Source organism: Acidithiobacillus concretivorus, from assembly GCF_018853445.1.
Classification (GTDB): Bacteria; Pseudomonadota; Gammaproteobacteria; order Acidithiobacillales; family Acidithiobacillaceae; genus Acidithiobacillus; species Acidithiobacillus concretivorus.
Window position 1 is genome coordinate 13139 of sequence record NZ_JABELD010000049.1, and the last position, 18724, is coordinate 31862.

Annotated in this window: 23 protein-coding genes; 9 read left to right on the forward strand and 14 right to left on the reverse strand. The window is 54.6% G+C overall.

Going from position 1 to position 18724, the window contains the following annotated elements; genetic code table 11:
* Positions 1–44 precede the first annotated feature (44 nt).
* Positions 45–1403, reverse strand: a complete 1359-nt coding sequence (gene dnaA, locus HJG40_RS06755) for a chromosomal replication initiator protein DnaA (protein WP_215863474.1) — start codon at positions 1401–1403, stop codon at positions 45–47.
* A 367-nt stretch (positions 1404–1770) separates the two neighbouring features.
* Between dnaA and HJG40_RS06760 the strand changes: the two genes are divergently transcribed.
* Positions 1771–2556: an SDR family oxidoreductase gene (locus tag HJG40_RS06760; RefSeq protein WP_215863475.1), complete on the forward strand. Its 786-nt coding sequence runs from the start codon at positions 1771–1773 to the stop codon at positions 2554–2556.
* A 293-nt stretch (positions 2557–2849) separates the two neighbouring features.
* On the opposite strand, the gene HJG40_RS06765 is transcribed toward HJG40_RS06760, so the two are convergent.
* Entirely contained in the window at positions 2850–3584 is a 735-nt protein-coding gene (locus tag HJG40_RS06765; protein WP_215863476.1) for an Aq_1264-related membrane protein, read from the reverse strand.
* Positions 3585–3670: 86 nt separating this feature from the next.
* Between HJG40_RS06765 and thiD the strand changes: the two genes are divergently transcribed.
* Genes thiD through HJG40_RS06790 form a run of 5 tightly spaced genes read left to right on the forward strand, consistent with a single transcriptional unit; the run spans position 3671 to position 7138 of the window.
* Entirely contained in the window at positions 3671–4486 is an 816-nt protein-coding gene (thiD, locus tag HJG40_RS06770) for a bifunctional hydroxymethylpyrimidine kinase/phosphomethylpyrimidine kinase (protein ID WP_215863477.1), read from the forward strand.
* Between the two features lies 1 nt (position 4487).
* Positions 4488–5156 (forward strand): thiamine phosphate synthase, encoded by a 669-nt coding sequence (gene thiE, locus HJG40_RS06775; RefSeq protein WP_215863478.1) that lies wholly within the window; start codon positions 4488–4490, stop codon positions 5154–5156.
* Positions 5157–5158: 2 nt separating this feature from the next.
* Positions 5159–6451, forward strand: coding sequence for a glutamate-1-semialdehyde 2,1-aminomutase (hemL, locus tag HJG40_RS06780; RefSeq protein ID WP_215863490.1), 1293 nt, complete (start codon positions 5159–5161; stop codon positions 6449–6451).
* On the forward strand, positions 6448–6843 hold the full coding sequence (locus tag HJG40_RS06785) for an HIT family protein (protein ID WP_215863479.1): 396 nt from the start codon (positions 6448–6450) through the stop codon (positions 6841–6843). Before hemL ends, HJG40_RS06785 begins: the two co-directional genes overlap by 4 nt.
* A gap of 7 nt (positions 6844–6850) precedes the next feature.
* Positions 6851–7138, forward strand: coding sequence for a ComEA family DNA-binding protein (locus HJG40_RS06790; RefSeq protein WP_226857264.1), 288 nt, complete (start codon positions 6851–6853; stop codon positions 7136–7138).
* A 93-nt stretch (positions 7139–7231) separates the two neighbouring features.
* Here HJG40_RS06790 and rng read toward each other — a convergent pair whose 3' ends face one another.
* The 7 genes from rng to nadD are packed head-to-tail and all read right to left on the reverse strand — an operon-like array spanning position 7232 to position 12175.
* On the reverse strand, positions 7232–8722 hold the full coding sequence (rng, locus tag HJG40_RS06795) for a ribonuclease G (RefSeq protein WP_215863480.1): 1491 nt from the start codon (positions 8720–8722) through the stop codon (positions 7232–7234).
* Positions 8719–9306 (reverse strand): Maf family protein, encoded by a 588-nt coding sequence (locus HJG40_RS06800; protein ID WP_215863481.1) that lies wholly within the window; start codon positions 9304–9306, stop codon positions 8719–8721. The genes rng and HJG40_RS06800 overlap by 4 nt, the downstream gene beginning before the upstream one ends.
* Positions 9303–10214: a hypothetical protein gene (locus HJG40_RS06805; protein ID WP_215863482.1), complete on the reverse strand. Its 912-nt coding sequence runs from the start codon at positions 10212–10214 to the stop codon at positions 9303–9305. Before HJG40_RS06805 ends, HJG40_RS06800 begins: the two co-directional genes overlap by 4 nt.
* Positions 10214–10642 (reverse strand): hypothetical protein, encoded by a 429-nt coding sequence (locus HJG40_RS06810; protein WP_215863492.1) that lies wholly within the window; start codon positions 10640–10642, stop codon positions 10214–10216. Before HJG40_RS06810 ends, HJG40_RS06805 begins: the two co-directional genes overlap by 1 nt.
* A 16-nt stretch (positions 10643–10658) precedes the next feature.
* Positions 10659–11132, reverse strand: coding sequence for a 23S rRNA (pseudouridine(1915)-N(3))-methyltransferase RlmH (gene rlmH / locus HJG40_RS06815; RefSeq protein WP_010640471.1), 474 nt, complete (start codon positions 11130–11132; stop codon positions 10659–10661).
* A gap of 6 nt (positions 11133–11138) precedes the next feature.
* Positions 11139–11495, reverse strand: coding sequence for a ribosome silencing factor (gene rsfS, locus HJG40_RS06820; protein ID WP_215863483.1), 357 nt, complete (start codon positions 11493–11495; stop codon positions 11139–11141).
* Between the two features lie 23 nt (positions 11496–11518).
* Positions 11519–12175 carry a nicotinate-nucleotide adenylyltransferase gene (nadD, locus tag HJG40_RS06825; protein WP_215863484.1) on the reverse strand — a complete coding sequence of 219 codons (657 nt, stop codon included), beginning with the start codon at positions 12173–12175 and terminating at the stop codon, positions 11519–11521.
* Between the two features lie 99 nt (positions 12176–12274).
* Between nadD and HJG40_RS06830 the strand changes: the two genes are divergently transcribed.
* The gene (locus tag HJG40_RS06830) at positions 12275–13198 is read left to right on the forward strand and encodes a lysophospholipid acyltransferase family protein (RefSeq protein ID WP_368355897.1); all 924 of its coding nucleotides are present in this window, start codon (positions 12275–12277) and stop codon (positions 13196–13198) included.
* A gap of 108 nt (positions 13199–13306) precedes the next feature.
* Positions 13307–13759, forward strand: coding sequence for an Hsp20/alpha crystallin family protein (locus tag HJG40_RS06835; protein ID WP_215863485.1), 453 nt, complete (start codon positions 13307–13309; stop codon positions 13757–13759).
* Positions 13760–13833: 74 nt separating this feature from the next.
* Here HJG40_RS06835 and mnmE read toward each other — a convergent pair whose 3' ends face one another.
* The 5 genes from mnmE to rpmH all read right to left on the reverse strand — a co-directional run bounded on the left by mnmE (position 13834) and on the right by rpmH (position 17581).
* Complete coding sequence (gene mnmE, locus HJG40_RS06840; protein ID WP_215863486.1) at positions 13834–15192, reverse strand: tRNA uridine-5-carboxymethylaminomethyl(34) synthesis GTPase MnmE; 1359 nt, start codon at positions 15190–15192, stop codon at positions 13834–13836.
* 65 nt (positions 15193–15257) lie between these two features.
* Positions 15258–16865 carry a membrane protein insertase YidC gene (gene yidC, locus HJG40_RS06845; protein WP_215863487.1) on the reverse strand — a complete coding sequence of 536 codons (1608 nt, stop codon included), beginning with the start codon at positions 16863–16865 and terminating at the stop codon, positions 15258–15260.
* 14 nt (positions 16866–16879) lie between these two features.
* Positions 16880–17095 (reverse strand): membrane protein insertion efficiency factor YidD, encoded by a 216-nt coding sequence (yidD, locus tag HJG40_RS06850; protein ID WP_010640496.1) that lies wholly within the window; start codon positions 17093–17095, stop codon positions 16880–16882.
* A complete protein-coding gene (gene rnpA / locus HJG40_RS06855; RefSeq protein WP_215863488.1) occupies positions 17092–17442 on the reverse strand; it encodes a ribonuclease P protein component in 351 nt (116 codons plus the stop codon). Before rnpA ends, yidD begins: the two co-directional genes overlap by 4 nt.
* Before the next feature lie 4 nt (positions 17443–17446).
* On the reverse strand, positions 17447–17581 hold the full coding sequence (gene rpmH / locus HJG40_RS06860; protein WP_024894327.1) for a 50S ribosomal protein L34: 135 nt from the start codon (positions 17579–17581) through the stop codon (positions 17447–17449).
* 220 nt (positions 17582–17801) lie between these two features.
* Here rpmH and HJG40_RS06865 point away from each other — a divergent pair.
* The coding region (locus HJG40_RS06865) for a DEAD/DEAH box helicase family protein (RefSeq protein WP_215863489.1) at positions 17802–18724 on the forward strand (923 nt) is incomplete at its 3' end.

Genomic DNA, 18724 nt, shown 5'->3' on the forward strand with positions numbered 1-18724 from the left:
CGTACTTTTCCATGGACTTTTCCACAGCTTGTTCCTTAATCCGGTCATGCGCCCAGTATCCGTAGTAAATTATTATAATCTTCATTGATTTGAGAGTCTTCCTGACGAAGTTTCTCAATTTGTCGGCAGGCATGTAGTACGGTGGTATGATCGCGACCACCAAAGGCCTCACCGATTTCCGGCAGGCTGTGATTGGTGAGCTCTTTGGTGAGCGCCATGGCGACTTGTCGGGGTCTGGCAATATTACGGCTGCGCCGCTTGGACTGCATGTCAGAGCCACGTATATGAAAATATTCGGCAACGACTTTCTGAATGTTTTCCAGGCTGACCATGCGTTTCTGGACGTCAATGAGATCCCGCAAGGCTTCTCTGGCGGTGTCCAGATTGTACGGCTTATGGGTAAAGTTGACGTGGGCGACGACCCGCCGTAATGCGCCTTCCAGCTCACGAACATGGGAGCGGATTTTTTCAGCGATGAAAAAAGCTACTTCTTCGGGTAGTTCTATGCCAATTTCTTCGGCCTTGCACAGAACAATAGCCATGCGGGTTTCCAGATCATGCGGTTGAATGGCGACAGTGAGTCCCCAACCGAAACGTGACTGGAGTCTTTCTTCGAGATGTTCGACTTCCTTGGGATAGCGATCACAGGTGATGATGATTTGTCGGCCACCATCAAACAGTGCGTTGAAAGTATGAAAAAATTCTTCCTGGGTGCGATCCTTGCCAGCAAAAAACTGAATATCATCAATAAGTAGGGCATCGAGTTTGCGATAACGCTGCTTGAAATCGTTGATGGTGTTATGTTGCAGAGAACGCACCATGTCCATGATGAAACCTTCGGCGCTGACATAAAGCACCTTGGCGTTTGCGTTGCGCTGGAGAATGGCATTGCCAACGGCTTGCATGAGATGGGTTTTACCAAGACCGACGCCCCCATATATGTACAGGGGATTGTAAGATTTACCCGGATGCTCGGAAACTTGTCGCGCTGCCGCTACGGCGAGCTGGTTGGACTTGCCCTCCACGTAGGATTGAAAGGAAAAGCCTGGATTGAGGCGATTGCCGTTGCGCGGATCTGTACTGACCGGGCCGGGCGCAGCGCTGCTTTGGGGCTCCGGTGCAGGAGCCGCCGCCGATGTATCCAGATTGAAGCGGAGCAGCATCCCGGGAGCCAGCTCGGCGAGAACGGCTTCCAGCAAATCTATCAGCCGTTCCCTGACCCACTGCATAACAAAAGGGTTGGGGGCAAACAGATGAAATTCGTTACCATGTAGCTCGCCACGCAGAGGGCGAAGCCAGGTGTTGAACTGCTGAGGTGTTGTCTGTTCCTGCAGCTGTATGCAGAGCGCTTCCCAGAGGGCATCGCCATTGTGCAGCGCAGATAAGTTTGAATCACGGCTCATACGTAACCTGGTCGAGTGCTTGGCGGTAAAATCGTGATGTTTAGACACGACAATCAGTCGCTGCAGTATAGCCAAGTGACACGATCTGCGCCAGTATATAGTCTGGTCAGCCGGGATTTGTTAACTGAACAGGAGTAAATTTTTTTATTTATCCCTATAGAGTCTAATATTAATAGTTTATCACCATGTTTTTTAATGATTTATTTATTTATTTTGTTTTTTAAATTTTATAAATAATTAACTAATTAAAAGAAATAAAAATAATTTTTTATGATGTTTATTGTAATAATTTATGACCTGTTTTAGATGTGAAACAGGATAATCCATTAACTGTGGTATCTCGCTGATCTTAAAAAGGAAGATTTTTATGTCGAAGGGACCTGTCGTCATTACCGGAGCGGGCAGTGGGATCGGACAGGCTTTGGCGCTGGCTTATGCAGAAACGGACCGACCGCTGTTACTCCTGGGGCGCAATCTGCAGAGCCTCGAAGCTACAGCGATTCTGGCGTGTTCCCGAGGCGCTATTGTGCGGGTGCTGATGGCTGACGTGGGCGATGCATCAACTCTGGATGCGGCGGCGCTCAATTTTTCGGATGAATTTGGTGAAATTACGGTGTTAATTGCCAATGCGGGAATCAGTCATGGGACTCTGGCTAGGGAGCGGGATGATCGTCCGGTTTTTGCCGAAATCATCACCACCAATTTGCTCGGTATGGATAACACCTGTACGGCTTTCCTGCCTTATATGGCGCAGGGAGGGCGCATTGCCGGTATTGCCAGTGTCGCCGGGTTTCGCGGCCTGCCTGGAGCGGCTGCCTATTGTGCATCTAAGGCGGGGGTGATTGCCTATCTGGAAAGTCTGCGACTGGAATTGAAGGTTCAGGGTATCCGCGTCTGTTGTATTGCTCCAGGTTACATTGCCACCCCGATGACGGCCGCTAATCACTATCCCATGCCCTGGCTAATGGCTCCGGAGAGGGCGGCGCGGAGGATGCGTAAGGCCATCGACCGTGGTCAGGCCTGGCTGGTTGTGCCCTGGCAGATGGGGATAGTGGGAATGATTTTGCGGCATTTACCCATTGCTCTTTATGATCGGCTGTTTGCCCGGGTTGCAGGGAAGGCTCGGAAAACCGGCTCTGCGCAAGGCGTTTGAATTCTGTGCGGGTACCCTGAAACCGTAGTGGGATGAATAAGTTTTCCACAAAGTGTTTATAAGGAGCTTATGGCACTTTGTTCTTAACATGCTTTCGGTATGTTTTTTAATTTATTGGTTTTTAAAGAAAAATAAAGTTACAAAATAGGTAAAACCTGTTTCAGTAATGGAACAAAGCTTAAAATTCTGGGTTCTGCGGTATATATCCACAAAGTTATCCACAGAAAATACCGGATGCTTTGACGAAAAAGCCCCCATGCGGGGGCTGACATTTCTGGGGGGATGCAATTTGATCAGGCAGCTTGAAGTCGCGGTTTCACAAACCACATCTGGATCAGGCTCAGGAGCATTTCCAGCAAGGCAATGGGACAGGACAGTGCTCCACCAATCAGTACCAGCCAGACGAAAGCCGGATTCTGATGGGTCAGGAACCAGCCACTGAAATCCACGAGCATGGCAATAAAAGGTATTATAATCAGTGGGTATTTGATGCTGTTGGGGAAGCGCGATTTGCTGAATATCCAGCCAGCCACCCAAAAAATGACGCCGAGCATGGTCAGGTGAATCATGCCGTTCAGCAGCATGGTACTGAGGCTCATGCCCGTATCGACCTTGGCTACTGTTTTGACGTCGCCGTAAGTCACCAAAGGCGGATTATGGAGGACCTTGGTCATGGCAACGCTGTGACACTTCAAACAGTTTCCGGCGATCAAGGGTTTGATGGCCTGATTGTAATCTGCCTCGGTTTCGCCCGAAGCAATCCAATGATTGACGGCGGCAACCATTTTCGGTTTATCGGCTGCTGACATGCCTGCATAATCCATCATGCGCGGCAGGACGGTTTGCAGCGTGCTGGAACTGCGATTGCCATAATAATGTTCGGCAACAGCATGTACTGTGAGACCATTATTACCACCTACTGTAACGTATACATAGGCTTCTGCGACCAAAAGGCCCAACCCCACCAGGAAAATAAATCCCGTATGGACCAGTTTTTCTGCTAGACTCAACTCCGGCAATTGCCGCATGTGGTTTTCCTCCATGAATGATGTCGTTAGGATAGGATTTGCGTGGCAAGTGAAAGCAATTTTCCTGCCGGATTTGAGGTTTGTCCATGCACAACATTTTATTACCCGAACGCTCTGAAATTCCGCCCGTTGTGCTCAGTATTGCCGGTTCTGACCCTAGTGCTGGCGCAGGCATACAGGCTGATCTGTTAACTTGTGCCCGTCTTGGCGTCCACGCCTGCACCGCCATTACCGCACTGACCGTTCAGGACTCAGTCAATGTGCAGCGCTTTAGTCTGGTGGATCCTGTGGAATGCCTGCAGCAGGCTCGGGTCATACTGAATGATATTCCGGTGCGGGTGATCAAGATCGGGATGTTGGGTTCCGCTGAGATGGTCAGAGCTGTGGTTGAACTCCTCGATGCTTACCCGCACATACCTGTAGTGCTGGACCCGGTCATGACGGCTGGTGGGGGAACCTCTTTGGCTGGTATGGGATTGCGGGAGGCCATATGCACCGAACTGTTACCCAAGGTGACCATTGTCACGCCCAACGGTCCTGAGGCGCTGGCTTTGACGGGTGCAGCAGACTTGCGGGCAGCTGCTGTCCTACTCAATGCGCAGGGTGCCCAATGGGTTTTATTGTCCGATGGTCATGGCGAAGGCCCAAAGCTGGAAAACCTGGTTTTTCGGGGAGGCGTTCTGCAGCAGACTTTTATTCAGGAACGCCTCCCTCATCAATATCATGGATCAGGCTGTACCCTGGCTTCAGCGGTTGCTGCGGGCCTAGCCAAAGGCCTGGAAGTGATGCAGGCCATAGAATCGGCCCTTGCTTTCACCCATGCCGCGCTGCGTCATGCCTATCCTTTGGGGAGTGGCCAGTTTTTCCCCAACCGTTTTTATTATCCTGAAAGCAGTTATTGAAATGCGTGCAAAAACGCGTAAAGCGATTGCCGGTTTATACGTTATTACCGATCCGCAGTGGATGCCGGAAGCGGTTTTTCTGGATAAAGCTGAAGCCGCTTTACGGGGTGGGGCAAGGATCCTGCAGTATCGGGATAAGGGTGACCCCCGGCAGGACCATGCGCGGCGACGGCGGCAGGCGGGTGCCTTGCGTGAACTTTGTACACAATATGGCGCCCTGTTTGTGGTGAATGATGACCCCGATCTGGTGAGAGCAGTTCAGGCTCCGGCTCTGCATGTCGGTGCAGAAGATGCGCCTTTGGCCGAGTTGCGTCAGGCCTTTGGTCGTGATCTGTGCATTGGCGTATCCTGCTATGCTTCGCTGGATAAAGCCCGGGCAGCTGTCAGGGATGGGGCGGATTATGTGGCTTTTGGGGCTTTTTTTGCCTCACCGAGTAAGCCGCAGGCCCCCCGCGTAGATCTGCAGGTTTTGCGAACTGCCCGTGCGGAACTGAATATTCCACTGGTCGCCATTGGCGGAATTACCGAGGATAATGGTGGGGCGCTGATAGCTGCTGGTGCTGATGCCCTGGCGGTGATTTCTGGAGTGTTTGCCTCGGAACAGGTGGAGGCGGCTGCCCGGCGCTTTACGGTATTATTTGATCATCCCAGGAATATTCCCAAGGAGTAATGATGACCCAGACTTCTCACGACTTATTCAAGGCAGCCCAGCAGTGTATTCCCGGCGGCGTGAATTCTCCGGTACGGGCTTTTCGTGGTGTGGGCGGAGATCCCATTTTTATGGACCATTCCGAAGGTGCGTATTTTTGGGATGTGGAAGGCAAACGCTATCTGGATTATGTAGGCTCGTGGGGACCCATGATTCTCGGTCATAATCATCCGGAGGTTCGGGCCGCCGTTCATGCCCAGGTGGATAAGGGGTTAGGTTTTGGTGCCCCCACCGCTATTGAAGTAGATATGGCCGAGATGGTTTGCCGGCTGGTCCCAAGTATTGAGTTGCTGCGCATGACTTCTAGTGGCACTGAGGCGGTGATGTCGGCTATTCGCCTCGCCCGGGGTTATACCGGCCGCGATAAAATCATCAAGTTTGAGGGGAATTACCACGGCCATAGTGACAGCTTGCTGGTAAAAGCCGGTTCCGGCGCCCTGACCTTGGGGCAGCCCTCCAGTGCCGGGATTCCCCGGGAAGTCAGTCAGGATACCCTGGTTCTCCCGTACAACGATTTGTCTGCGGTAGAACAAATGATGCAGCAATATGGTTTTGATGTGGCCACCATCATTGTTGAGCCGGTAGCGGGGAACATGGGTTGTGTGCCTCCAGAGCCGGGTTTTCTGGAAGGATTACGGGTGCTTTGTGACCAGTATGAAACGATTTTGATTTTTGATGAAGTCATGACCGGTTTCCGGGTGGCGTTGGGAGGTGCCCAGAGCCTTTATGGGGTGCGCCCGGATTTGACGACTTTCGGGAAAATCATCGGCGGCGGATTGCCGGTGGGAGCACTGGGCGGTCCCAAAGAAATCATGGAATATCTGGCCCCTAATGGTCCGGTTTATCAGGCGGGGACCTTGTCGGGGAATCCGGTGGCGCTGGCGGCGGGCCTAAAGACACTGCAGTTGCTGAGCGAGCCGGGATTTCATGACAAGCTGGCCGTGCAAACCCGAAAATTGTGCGATGGATTGGCGGAGCGCGCCAAGGCGGCCTCTATCCCGTTACAGATTAATCAGGTTCCGGCCATGTTTGGCTGGTTTTTCAGTGACGAACCGATACGCGGTTTTGATGCAGTCATGCGTGCCGACAGCCAGCGCTATGCGCGCTTTTTTCATGGACTGTTGGCGCAAGGCGTTTATCTGGCACCCAGTGCCTACGAAGCTGGGTTTGTTTCTGCGGCGCATGGTGATGCTGAAATCAAGGCCACCCTGGATGCCGCAGAATTAGTTTTGGCCCAATTGAAGGAGGAAGCATGACCACTTTATTTACCCGCATTATCGCTGGCGAAATCCCTGCCCAGAAGCTGCTGGAAGACGAACATTATCTGGCCTTTCTGGATATTCGCCCGGTCCGTCCCGGACATACCCTGGTTATTCCCAAACAGGAGCATGATTATATTTTCACCCTGGATGATCAGACCCTCGCCGGATTATTACCTTTTGCCAAACGCGTGGTTCCGGCGCTGGAAAAAGTCACCGGATGTAAGCGGGTCGGGATGATGGTTGCCGGACTGGAAGTTCCCCATACCCATATCCATCTGATTCCCATGAATGCTATTCCAGACCTGAATTTTGCCCATGCTACGGATACTCCGGAAGCGGAACTGGCGGTCATGGCTGATCAGATTCGGGCGGCCTTACAGGGCTGAAGCTACCATGCCGATAGTGTTGCGCTATGCTACGGTGTTGCTCCTGACAACATTGCTGGGCGTCAACATGGCTTGGGGCAAAGGAAAAAACTGTCCACCCCAAGTGAATATCAATCAGGCTGGCACCGAACAGTTGCGCTGTTTGAAGGGCGTGGGAGCAAAGCGTGCTGCGGCTATTGTCGCTTTTCGCGAAGCACATGGTCCCTTTCCGGGGCCCGCCGCCCTGAGTGCCGTATTAAGCCCGAAAATTGTGGCCCGCCTGCGGTCACAGATTATCACGCAAGATCCGGATTGAGGGGCGGGCTGAGAACGACGGTTGGCCGGGAGACTTTTTGCTACAACGTCGCGGCAAAGCCTCCCGGCCAACCGTCGTTCTCAGAATCAATATTCACATCAAAATGATGTCGTACTGCTCCTGGGTATAGGTGGCTTCCGCCTGGACCTTGATGGGGCGACCGATGAATTCTTCAAGCGCCGCAAGGCTGGTGCTTTCTTCGTCGAGCAGTTTTTCCATAACCATGGGCGAAGCCAATACGACGAAACGCTCGGCAGGATAAGCCCGGCTTTCCCGGACAATTTCTCGCAGGATTTCGTAGCAGATGGTTTCTGCTGTTTTCAGAAAACCACGACCATGACAATAGGAGCAGGGTTCGCACAGGGTTTGGCGGAGGCTTTCGCGGGTGCGTTTGCGGGTCATTTCCACCAGGCCTAAGGCTGAAATCTGGGTAATATTGCAGCGGGTACGGTCATTCTGAATGGCTTTTTCCAGGGCGCGCTGCACCCGTCTTTTGTGCTCCTCATCATTCATATCAATGAAATCAATGATGATCATGCCGCCAATATTCCGCAGGCGCATTTGCCGGGCAATGGCGGCGGCAGCTTCCAGGTTGGTTTTGAAAATGGTGTCTTCCTGATTGCGACGCCCGACAAATCCTCCGGTATTCACATCTACCGTTGTGAGTGCCTCGGTCTGATCAATGATCAGGTACGCGCCGGATTTGAGGGTGACCCGGCTTTGCAAGGCCCTTTCAATTTCATCTTCAACATTGTAGAGATCAAAGAGAGGACGCTCACCGCTATAGTGCTCCATGCGGTCTGCGACTTCCGGAATGACGCGCTGGCAAAAACTCACTGCCGCCTCATAAGTCTCACGGGAATCAATGCGTACCTGCTCGATGTTGTCCGACATGACATCACGCATCATGCGCATGGCGAGATTCAAATCACTGTGAATCTGGCAGGGAGCACTGCTGTTTTCTAATTGACGGCGGATCGAACTCCACAGGCGGCGCAGAAAATCAATGTCCCCGACAAAGTCCTGATGTTCAATACCTTCTGCCAGGGTGCGGATGATGTAGCCACCGGCTTCATCACCCGGAATGGCGGCTTTGAGTTCGTCCTTGAGCCGGGATCGTTCTTCCGGCGACTCAATACGGGTGGAAACCCCGATACGGGGAACAAAGGGCATGTAGACAAGGTATCTTCCCGGCAAGGTAATCCGCGTGGTCAGCCGCGCGCCCTTACTGCCGACCGGATCCTTGATGACTTGTACCAGAACTTCCTGACCTTCGTGCAACAGGGTACAAACATTGCGGACTTCATGATGACCGGGGCGTGTTTCAATGTCGGTTTCGCCGTTCAGTTCTTCGCTGTCATCCTGAATGTCGGCGGCATGCAAAAAGGCGGTGCGATCCAGCCCGACATCGACAAAGGCAGCCTGCATGCCGGGTAATACCCGGCGCACGACGCCTTTGTATATATTCCCGACCAGCCCGCGATGGCCGCTGCGTTCTACCTGCAGTTCCTGGAGTACGCCGTTATCTACCAGTGCGACGCGGATTTCCTGGGGGGTGACATTGATGAGAAGTTCTTCGCTCATGTGGATCCTGAAAATGCGGGTGGCGGAAAGCCGCATTGAGATAAAAGCCGGGCCGTTTCAAAAAGGGGCAAGCCCATGACGCCACTGAACGAGCCCTGAAGATGTTCGACAAAAATCGCCCCCAAGCCCTGTATGGCATAGGCCCCCGCCTTGTCTGCGGGTTCCCCGCTGGCCCAGTAATCCGCCATTTCCTGGGGGCTCATGCTGCGCAGGCGCACAGTGCTGCTGTGCAGAAGTTCATAGACCTGTCCATCATGCAGCAGGGCAACTGCCGTATGGACCTGATGGTCTTTCCCACCGAGTTGCGCGTACATGGCATAGGCCTCGGCAGCGTCGCGGGCCTTGCCAAACGCTTGTCCGGCCAGGGCAACCACCGTATCGGCGGCAAGAATCAGATTTTCTGGATGACTTCCTGCCAGGGCCGTGGCTTTGCTGCGTGCCAGACGCTGCACCAGACGTTCCGGGCATTCACCGGCCTGCGGGGTTTCATCGACATCGGCAACCTGCACCTGCGGGTCATAGCCCAGTTGCCGGAGCAGGGCCAGTCGCCGGGGAGAAGCCGATGCCAGAATCAGCTTGCTCACGAAGTGGGGCTAGCATTCACCAGAAGCAGCTCGGCGGTTCCAGCCGTCAGGCCGGAACCCGTTGCCAGGGCCAGAGACTGGTCGGGGACGCCATTGCGCCGCAAGTTACGCAAAATGGCTTCGGCGCGCTGGGTGGCCGCATTGGCTCCCAGCGGCTGGGGCGCTACCCGCACCAGAATTTCATGGGCATTACTTTGTTTGAGAATACGGGAAATAGCCTGCAAACGTTGTTCACCATCACTACTAAGGCGGTTATCGCTGCCAAAAAGACTATCGGCGGGCATGGAGACGTGCACGCCATCGCTGGCGGCCTGCACCTGGGCATATACGGTCAAAGCCTTGCCATAGGCAGGCAGGCTCGTGGTGCTGGTGCTGGTAATGGCGGTACTGCTGGATAAGCCGTTTAGCGAACTTGGTGGTTGTTTGGCAAGGTTGGCGAGATGCTTTTCTTCGGCCTGTAGCATCTGTTTTTGTTGTTGAATTTCTGCCTGCAAATGTTGGGTTTGCGCGCCGGTCATGGTTTTGCTGGCCAGTTGCTGGCGGAGTCGCGCATATTCGTTCTGCAGGGCCTGATGCTGGCTGGTCAGGGACTGCACCTGTTGTTGTAGCTTACTCAGGCTGGTCTGCTGATGGATAGATTGGCGTTGTTCCTGCAGACCGGCCATGCGGGCGTCAAAAATGGCCTTGTCAACTTGAAAAATTGCCGGGTTGACCTGATCTCGGGTCATCATTTGCAAGGATTCCTGCAAGCCCGACAAGGTGGCAGCGGGAATGGCAGGCCCACTACGTTGGGCATTCTGCAGGCGTTGCAGAGATTGTTGTAATATCCGGGTGGTTGCGACATCGGCACTGGCCAGCGCGGGAAATGACAACAACAGGGCGGCAGCAATCAGAGCGTGGGCGCGCATTATTGAGACTCCTTGGCTATTTGTGCCTTGGTGGCATCTATTTGCTGGTGGGTTGTGGCGATCTGGCTTTGCAGATTAGCGATCTGGCTCTGCAGGGTCTGGCGCTGACTGCTACCCGGAGAGCTTTTGAGCCGAACCTGAATATTATCCAGCAATACTTTCGCCAGCAGGGTTTCGCGCTCTGCCAGGAGATAATCGCCCCGGGACTGCGCGGATTGAGCGGCTGTCAATGCTCTTTTAGCCGGTGCAAGCTGGGCATCATTAACGGCCGGTGAAAGGGCCAGAATGTGCTCCCGCCCTGCCTGTACGGCAATGGCATCCGAACTGCTCTGCTGGGGACTGACTTCGACCATTTGCGCACAGGCGCTTAGTCCGAGACTCAGGGTCAGGGCAATACTTATCCGGATGACTCCCGGTTTTCTCCACATTTGCTTCACGTCAGCGTCACTCCTCTGCGCCACGATGATAAGGTAATCCGGCCTGAATGCTCCAGGCCCGATATAACTGTTCCGCTAAAACTACCCGCACAACAGGATGCGCCATGGTTAATGCCGACAGTGACCACTGCCAGTCGGCTTGTAGTTCGGGGTCCAGTCCATCCGGCCCGCCGATCCAGAAAGTGACGTCGCGGCCACCCAGAAACCAGGCATCCATACGCTGCGCCAAGGCCTCACTGCTCAGAACTTTGCCACCCACTTCCAGAGCGACTTTCTCGGACCCTGCAGGCGTGGCACTCCGTATTCGCTCCCCTTCTTCACGCCGCCAGCGGATCGGGTCGCCACTGCGCCCCCTTTTGGCCATTGGCAGAGCGCGCCATTCCACGCGACACTGCGGCGGCATTCTGGCTGCATATTCAGCGACACCGCTTTCCACCCAGGCCGGCATTTTGTTGCCGATGGCAAGAATCCGGAGCCGCATCAAAAATCAGCGGCGTTCGTTTTGCCCACGCATCTGGGGAAGTTCTCCCCAGAGCCGTTCGAGCTGATAAAAATCGCGCACCTCAGGGCGCATGACGTGAACCACCACATCGCCGAGATCCACCAGTGCCCAATCACCCACGCTGAGCCCTTCTTTTCCCAGTGGCCGGACGCCTTCATCGCGCATGCGGGCCATGACATGATCAGCCAGGGCCTTGAGATGGCGGTCGGAGGTGCCAGAGGCAATAATCAGATAATCCGTAATATCGGTCTGTTTACGGACGTCGATGGCTTTGATATCGAGGGCTTTGTGTTCATCAAGAACAGTCACAATAATGTCGCGGAGATTTTCTGCTGTCGCCAAGTGCAATAATCCTTTGTGTCGATTTACGGGCTTTGGTAGAGCCCCTTGCTCTCAATATAATCCAATACTTCGTCGGGTAACAGGAAGCGCGGACTTTGGCCGTTGGCCAGCAGACTGCGAATACTGGTCGCAGAAATCTCCAGAGCGGTGATGGTCTGAAAAAAAATGAAGCCGGCGGGTTGTTGGCGGAGTTGGTTAATGTCGTCACAACGCCGTTGATAGAGAGTTTGTCGTAAAGCTTCGGGGAGTTCGGCAGCCGGCCAGCCCGGTCGTCCGGTGACGATAAGATGGGTTAATTCCAGAATCTGTTGCCAGTCGCGCCAGGTATCAAAACGCAAAAAGGCATCCATGCCAATCACCATGGCCAACAAGGCATCCGGGCGTTCCTGACGCAGGGCGCAGAGGGTGTCCACGGTATAAGACGGCCCCTCACGTCCCACCTCCCGATCACTGACGGTAAAACGGGGGTGGTGGGCGACGGCAATGCGGGCCATGGCCAGACGATGTTGGGCGGCAGCCCAGGGACTTTTGCGGTGGGGCGGATGACCTGCGGGAATGAGCATCACCTCGGCAGTCTTGAGGGCCTGACGGACTTCCTCTACGGCGCGCAGATGCCCGTAGTGGATGGGGTCGAAAGTCCCCCCCAGAATAACCAGATCACGGTTGGTGGAAATCTTCATACCCCGAATATAACGAAGGGTGGAGGCGGGGGGAAGACAGCGACAAAAGACCGGTCTCGCGTTTATGATGTGCGCTTTGCTGAACAAATCAGGAATCAGGTGACTCAATCATCGACGGGATCATCCAAAGGAAGCTTCGGACAGCAGTCGCAGGTGTGGATTATTGTCGCTTTACTGCGTGGAGCAGCAATCCTGCCAGCTTCATGGCGGGCGGTGCTGGGTTCTGCGCTCGGTGATTTCGCCCGGCGGGTTATGAAGCGACCCCGCCAGGTAGTTGACGCAAATCTGGCCATTGCTTTCCCCGATCTTTCTGCTGTGCAACGTCACGATTTGCAGCGCCGACATTTTCGCGCACTGGGTCAGGCCGCTCTGGAACTGGGACCTCTGTGGTTCTGGCCTTTGCCCCGGGCTTTGGGGCTGATTCGTGAGGTGCGCGGTGTGGAGCTGGTGGATGCTGCGCTGGCAGAAGGGCGCGGCGTCATTTTGTTTACCGCCCACCTCGGAGCCTGGGAAGCGGCCGTGCAATATATTGGTCATCGCTGGCCGGTGACGGTGCTGTATATGGACACCCGCAATCCGGCGTTAAATGCATTGATGGCGGCAGGTCGGGGGCGCAGTGGTGCGCGCTTGACGCCCAAAGAAGAGGGCATTCGTCCTCTTTTGCATACTTTGCAGCAGCATCAGGTGGTGGGTATTTTGCCGGATCAGAATGTGGATCCCCGGGAAGGAGACTATGCCCCTTTTTTTGGGCGCCCTGCCTGTACCACCCCCTTGCTGGGGCGGCTGGCCCTGCGTCGGCAGAGCCCGGTATTCGGTCTGTTTGCCTATCGTCTGCCCCGTGGTCAGGGTTTTAGACTGGAGTTTGTGCCCATGCCCGAAAATTTTCCTGCAGGTGAAGCGGTGGCAGATGCCACAGCCATGAATACCGTGCTGGAAACCGCTATTCGCAAGGCCCCGGAACAATACTGGTGGGTGCACCGTCGTTTCAAGGATCAGCCGGAGGGCTGGAATTATCCGTACTGAAGTATTTCTTCAACATTATTTCTCTCAGGGCTTGAAAATGTTTTTTAGCAGCCCCATTAACCAGAACATGGTGATTGGGTCACCGGGATGAATTAAGGAGATTATTCCATGGTTGATGAAAAAAATTCTTCGGTACAGTCGGTGCGTTCTGTGGATCCGGTAGAGCAGTTTTTTGATTCGCTCTTGCCCGGAGTTTTTCGTCCGGTAAATAACGGTAATCAGAATGGTTCAGTACGCGCACATATTGCCCATATTGATGTTCTGGATCGCGATAACGAAATAGTTATTCGCGCTGAAGTACCCGGTATGGATAAGGAAAAGCTGGATGTCCAGGTTCATGGTAACCAGGTATATATCAGCGGCAGCAAGGAAGAAAACAAGGCGGAAGAAGAAGGCAAGTATATTTATCGTGAGCGCCGCTATGGCGATTTTTCACGGACGGTACAGTTACCTGTTGATGTAGATGCCAGCCAGAGTAAGGCAGCTTATAAAGATGGTGTTCTGGAGCTGGTCCTACCCAAGGCGGAATCAGCTAAAAGGCGGAAAATCAGCGTCGAATAATGTTTCGACAATCGTTGAAAACGTAAATGGGCTGGATAATTATCCAGCCCATTTTATATGGTGAATGTTCCTGCTTATTTACCGATACAGAAGCGTGAAAAAATCTCTCCGAGAATATCTTCTACATCAATTTTTCCGGTAATTTGTGCCAAGGCATTGGCCGCTTCCCGCAAAGTTTGCGCCAAGAGCTCCGGGGGGGCGGCGGTTATTTGCAGCTGTAGCGCATCTGCTACTTTTTCTGTCGTGTCGGCCAGTGCCTCGACGTGGCGCTGCCGGGCACTGAACGCACAGGCGCTGTTTTCCATACCCATCTGCAGCATGATTTCTGCTTTCAGAGCATCCAAACCATTCCCGACCAGCGCGGAAATGGCCAGACAGGCTTCGTGAGCGGGTGCTTCGGGGAGGCTGCTTATCAGATCCTGCTTGTTCCAGATAATCAACCTGGGAACGGATGGCAGAGCTTCGAGAATGACCTGGTCTTCGGCTTGCCAACCAGCATGGGCGTCGGCAACCAGCAATATCAGCTGGGCACTTTGCAAAATCTGCCGCGCCCGGGAAATGCCCTCTGCCTCAACCAGATCCTGAGATTCCCGAAGACCTGCCGTATCAATGAGTTCTACGGGCAGGCCGTCGAGCAGGATTTCCTCGCGCAGCAAGTCACGGGTAGTTCCGGGAACCGGGGTAACAATGGCCGCATCCCGTTGGGCCAACGCATTCATCAGGCTGGATTTGCCAACATTGGGACGACCGGCAAGAATGACACGACCACCCCGGGCGAGACGGGCACCTTGGCGGGCTTGCTGTTGCAAGTGAAGCAGCTGCTTCTGCAAGGTTTCGAGGCCATGATGAACAGCACTGTCGTGGGCCGTGCCGAGGTCTTCCTCGCTGAAATCCAGCCCGGCCTCCACCAGGGCAAGAAGTTGCAATAGTTGCCCATAGATAGCGTCAACAGCCTTGGAAAAAGCGCCTTCAAGGCTTGCTGAAGCGGCACGTACCTGGGCTTCGCTGCGCGCATGAATGAGGTCTGCCACGGCTTCTGCCTGGGCCAGATCCAGGCGGCCATGGAGAAAAGCGCGTTCGGTAAACTCCCCCGCCCGCGCTGCACGGGCACCATAAGCGACCGATTCTTGCATTAAGGCGGCCAGTGCCAGAGGACTCCCATGTCCCTGTAATTCGACTACGTCTTCACCGGTATAGCTGTGCGGTGCCGGGAAATAAAGGGTAATGCCGTGATCAATGCCCTGGCCATGGCGGTCGTAAAAGCGCCGGAAATGGGCATGTCGGGCGGACCAGTTCGGGCTTTCCGGACCCCGTCCACAGAGAGCCTTGCCAATGCGCAGGGCGGCGGGACCAGAGAGGCGCAAAATGCCGACGCCCCCCTCCCCGGGCGGCGTCGCAATGGCGACAATGGTATCTCCCTGCTGATAGCGCATCTATAAGAACCTCGCCACGATTCAGGAACCGACGAGACGACCCGGCTGCGAAAAGCCGTGCCGCCCTAGTCTTTGGCGGCCATGATGTGTCGGGTGATCAGATATTGCTGACCAATGGAAACGACGTTGTTGGTCAACCAGTAGAGTACCAGACCTGCCGGGAAAAAAGAGAAAAACACCGCAAAAATGACCGGCAGAGCCGACATGATTTTTTTCTGCATTGGATCGACGGGCGCAGGGTTGAGGCGCTGCTGAAAAAACATGGAAATGCCCATGAGCAGCGGCAGGATGTAATAAGGATCGGGCACCGCAAGGTCATGAATCCAGAGAATAAAGGGTGCCTGGCGCAGTGATACGCTTTCTACCAGAACCCAGTAAAGGGCAATGAAAAAAGGCATTTGCAGAAGAATGGGTAAACAGCCCGCCATCGGATTGACCTTTTCCGTACGGTAGAGCTCCATCATGGCCGCGCCCAGTTTTTGTTTATCATCCCCACATTCTTTTTTCAGTTTTTCCAGTTTGGGCTGAAGCTTGCGCATATTGGCCATGGACCGGTAACTGATGGCCGAGGGATAGAAGAAAATCGCCTTGATGACAATAACCAGGAGGATAATGGCCAGACCCCAGTTGCCAACCAGGCCATGAAACCATTTGAGTACCAGATGCATGGGCTCGGCAATAATGGCAAACCAGCCATAATCCACCGTCTGCTCCAGGCCCCGACCCAGAGCAGCCAGGCGACTTTGTTGTTTGGGACCCAGAAAAATCTGCTGGGTAATGGTGGTGCTCTGCCCTGGAGCCAGGGTGGGTAGAGGTGTATTTATCCCCGCCACATAATTACTGCCGGAAGGCCGGGCATAAACCTGCACATGCTGCGCCTGCTCGGCGGGCAGAACGGCTGCCAGAAAATAATGGTCCATCATTCCGGCCCAGCCGGGTCCGGTTTCAGTGTGGGGGTGGTCACGCATGTCGCCAAAACTGACTTCACTGAAGTTTCCGCCATGCATCAGTACGGCGCCCGTAAAAATAGACATGAACATGTGACTTTCAGCGCGATCATTGCGCAGAATTTGATCAAAATAGCTGCCGTTCCAGGGCTGGGTTCCGGTGTTGGTTACCTGGATGTGCTCTTCAGCGAGATAACTATCGGGCTGAAAAACCCAGGTTTTGGTGATCGCCAAAGGTCCGGCCTTGCCCTTCAGGACGATCGGGCTGTTCGTATCCGAAGATGGCTTTTCTTCTGCAAACTGGGGAATGAGTAATTGTCCGTCGCTTCCCAAAAAACCACTTTGTTGGGTCGTCAGTTTGGCAGTGCTGGTGTCCAGAATAGGGTAAGGGGCGGGATTATTGGTGGCTACGGGATAAGCACGCAGGCCAAGATTCTGGATGTCTCCACCATGCAGGCCGATATGACCGGTAAACACCTTGGTGCTGAAAGGCACGGAAGGACCGCGCGCCGGAGCCATGGCCTGGCTGACGGCTGCAGGAACCGTCGTGGTACTGGGTGAAACCGTCGGGGCGGTGACGGGAGCGGCACTGGGAGTCACCGCTTTGCTGACGGTGCTGGTTGCGGGCGTCACGGGTTTCGGCGCATTTTGCGCCTGCCAGGCCTGAAACAACAGAAAAAAGACCACGGCTAGTGCAATGACAAGAAAAGTTTTCTGATTTTCCATGGAGCCCCAGAGTATTAAGGAACGGGATCAACACCGCCCGCGTGCCAGGGATGGCAGCGGCCGATACGTTTGATACCCAGCCACGAACCCTTGGCGATGCCATAGCGTTCAATGGCCTGACAGGTATATTCGGAGCAGGTCGGATAAAAGCGGCAATGATGGCCCAGCAAGGGACTGATGGCATATTGATAGGTACGAACCGCCAGCACGGCTGCGCGGCGCGCGCTCATGCTTTCCCCAGCAGTTGCCGGAAATAACCACCCATTACGCGCATGCTGAGCTGTTTGGCCCCATTCCGGGCAACCACCATGACATCCTGTCCTGCCGAGCGCGTTTGCTGCAGACGAAAGGCCTCGCGCAGGCGCCGTTTGACGCGATTGCGAATGACGGCGTTGCCTACCTTGCGGCTCACGGCCAAACCCAGCCGGGGATGAGAAACAGTGTTGGGGAGGGTATACATGACCAACTCGGGAAAAACTTTTTTGCGCCCTTGTTTAATGGTGCGCTGAATCAACGCTTTCTGACGGAGGCGATCCTCGCGGGTAAAGCGATGAGGATGCGCCTGCGCCGAATGCATAAACTTACGGACAGAGACGTTGACGGCCCTTGGCGCGCCGACGTTTCAGAACAAGACGCCCGGACTTGGTCGCCATGCGGGCACGAAAGCCGTGAGTCCGCTTGCGATGGGTAATGCTGGGTTGAAAAGTACGCTTCATTGGAACACTTCCTGCGGGTAAATCCTAAGGGCTGAGAAGATAAGGAGATGCTGTCTGAAAGTCAAGGCATTCGCGTTCATTCAAAGCCATTTAAGATGATGCCAAACGCTGGGCACTTTAATACTGGCTAACGTGGTGCCACATTGATATATTTTGACGATAAGCCGCATCTGACCAAAACAAGGGCACTAGACCTTAAAAGGTAAATAGCTAAATTCTAATGACTCCAGAAACTCAGGCGCGCCAACTGATTGACCAGAAGCTGGAGCAGGCGGGCTGGGTCATTCAGGATATGAAGCAGCTCAACCTCGGCGCAGCGGTGGGTGTGGTGGTACGCGAATACCCCACCGATACCGGCCCGGCGGATTACATGCTGTTCGTCAACCGCAATGCCGTGGGCGTCATCGAGGCCAAGAAAGACAGCGCCGGTGAAAATATCACTGTCACCGAAAACCAAACCGAGCGCTACGCCAACGCCACGCTCAAGTGGCGCAAAGACAGCACCCCGTTACGCTTCCTGTTCGAGGCCACTGGCCAGATCATTCGTTTCACCGATGGCGCCGATCCGGTGCCGCGTTCGCGCGAGATTTTCCACTTCTTCAAGCCGGAAACGCTCGTCACGTGGCTCGCGCAAAGCGAAACCCTGCGCCGCCGTTTGGCCGAGCAGATGCCTGCGCTCCCCGAACGCAACCTGCGCGATTGCCAGATCAGCGCCGTCACCGGACTGGAGCAGTCGCTGGCGCTCAACAAGCCGCGCGCGCTGGTGCACATGGCCACCGGCGCAGGCAAAACCTTCACCGCCATCACCGCCGTGTATCGCCTGCTCAAGTTTGGCGGGGCCAAGCGCATTTTGTTTCTGGTGGACACGCGCAACCTCGGCAAACAGGCGCATCAGGAATTCATGGCCTACACGCCGCCGGACGATGGCCGCAAGTTTACCGAGCTGTACAACGTGCAGCGCCTCAGCAGCCCCAGCATCGACCCGCACGCGCAGGTGTGCATCAGCACCATCCAGCGCATGTATGCCATTCTGAGTGGCGAACCGATCGACGAATCCGCCGAAGACCTGTCGCTCAATGAGGTGCAGCAGACAGCGGCGCAGCAAAAGCTGGTGCGCTACAACCCCGCCGTGCCAGTGGAAAC

Coding starts and splice junctions, on each gene's coding strand:
- dnaA (WP_215863474.1), bottom strand. CDS start 1,403: ATGAGCCGTGATTCAAACTTATCTGCGCTGCACAATGGCGATGCCCTC.
- hemL (WP_215863490.1), top strand. CDS start 5,159: ATGACCCAGACTTCTCACGACTTATTCAAGGCAGCCCAGCAGTGTATT.
- HJG40_RS06760 (WP_215863475.1), top strand. CDS start 1,771: ATGTCGAAGGGACCTGTCGTCATTACCGGAGCGGGCAGTGGGATCGGA.
- HJG40_RS06805 (WP_215863482.1), bottom strand. CDS start 10,214: ATGCGCGCCCACGCTCTGATTGCTGCCGCCCTGTTGTTGTCATTTCCC.
- HJG40_RS06810 (WP_215863492.1), bottom strand. CDS start 10,642: ATGTGGAGAAAACCGGGAGTCATCCGGATAAGTATTGCCCTGACCCTG.
- rlmH (WP_010640471.1), bottom strand. CDS start 11,132: ATGCGGCTCCGGATTCTTGCCATCGGCAACAAAATGCCGGCCTGGGTG.
- yidD (WP_010640496.1), bottom strand. CDS start 17,095: ATGAGCGCGCGCCGCGCAGCCGTGCTGGCGGTTCGTACCTATCAATAT.
- HJG40_RS06765 (WP_215863476.1), bottom strand. CDS start 3,584: ATGCGGCAATTGCCGGAGTTGAGTCTAGCAGAAAAACTGGTCCATACG.
- rpmH (WP_024894327.1), bottom strand. CDS start 17,581: ATGAAGCGTACTTTTCAACCCAGCATTACCCATCGCAAGCGGACTCAC.
- HJG40_RS06835 (WP_215863485.1), top strand. CDS start 13,307: ATGGTTGATGAAAAAAATTCTTCGGTACAGTCGGTGCGTTCTGTGGAT.
- HJG40_RS06785 (WP_215863479.1), top strand. CDS start 6,448: ATGACCACTTTATTTACCCGCATTATCGCTGGCGAAATCCCTGCCCAG.
- thiD (WP_215863477.1), top strand. CDS start 3,671: ATGCACAACATTTTATTACCCGAACGCTCTGAAATTCCGCCCGTTGTG.
- yidC (WP_215863487.1), bottom strand. CDS start 16,865: ATGGAAAATCAGAAAACTTTTCTTGTCATTGCACTAGCCGTGGTCTTT.
- thiE (WP_215863478.1), top strand. CDS start 4,488: ATGCGTGCAAAAACGCGTAAAGCGATTGCCGGTTTATACGTTATTACC.
- rnpA (WP_215863488.1), bottom strand. CDS start 17,442: ATGCATTCGGCGCAGGCGCATCCTCATCGCTTTACCCGCGAGGATCGC.
- rng (WP_215863480.1), bottom strand. CDS start 8,722: ATGAGCGAAGAACTTCTCATCAATGTCACCCCCCAGGAAATCCGCGTC.
- HJG40_RS06790 (WP_226857264.1), top strand. CDS start 6,851: ATGCCGATAGTGTTGCGCTATGCTACGGTGTTGCTCCTGACAACATTG.
- mnmE (WP_215863486.1), bottom strand. CDS start 15,192: ATGCGCTATCAGCAGGGAGATACCATTGTCGCCATTGCGACGCCGCCC.
- nadD (WP_215863484.1), bottom strand. CDS start 12,175: ATGAAGATTTCCACCAACCGTGATCTGGTTATTCTGGGGGGGACTTTC.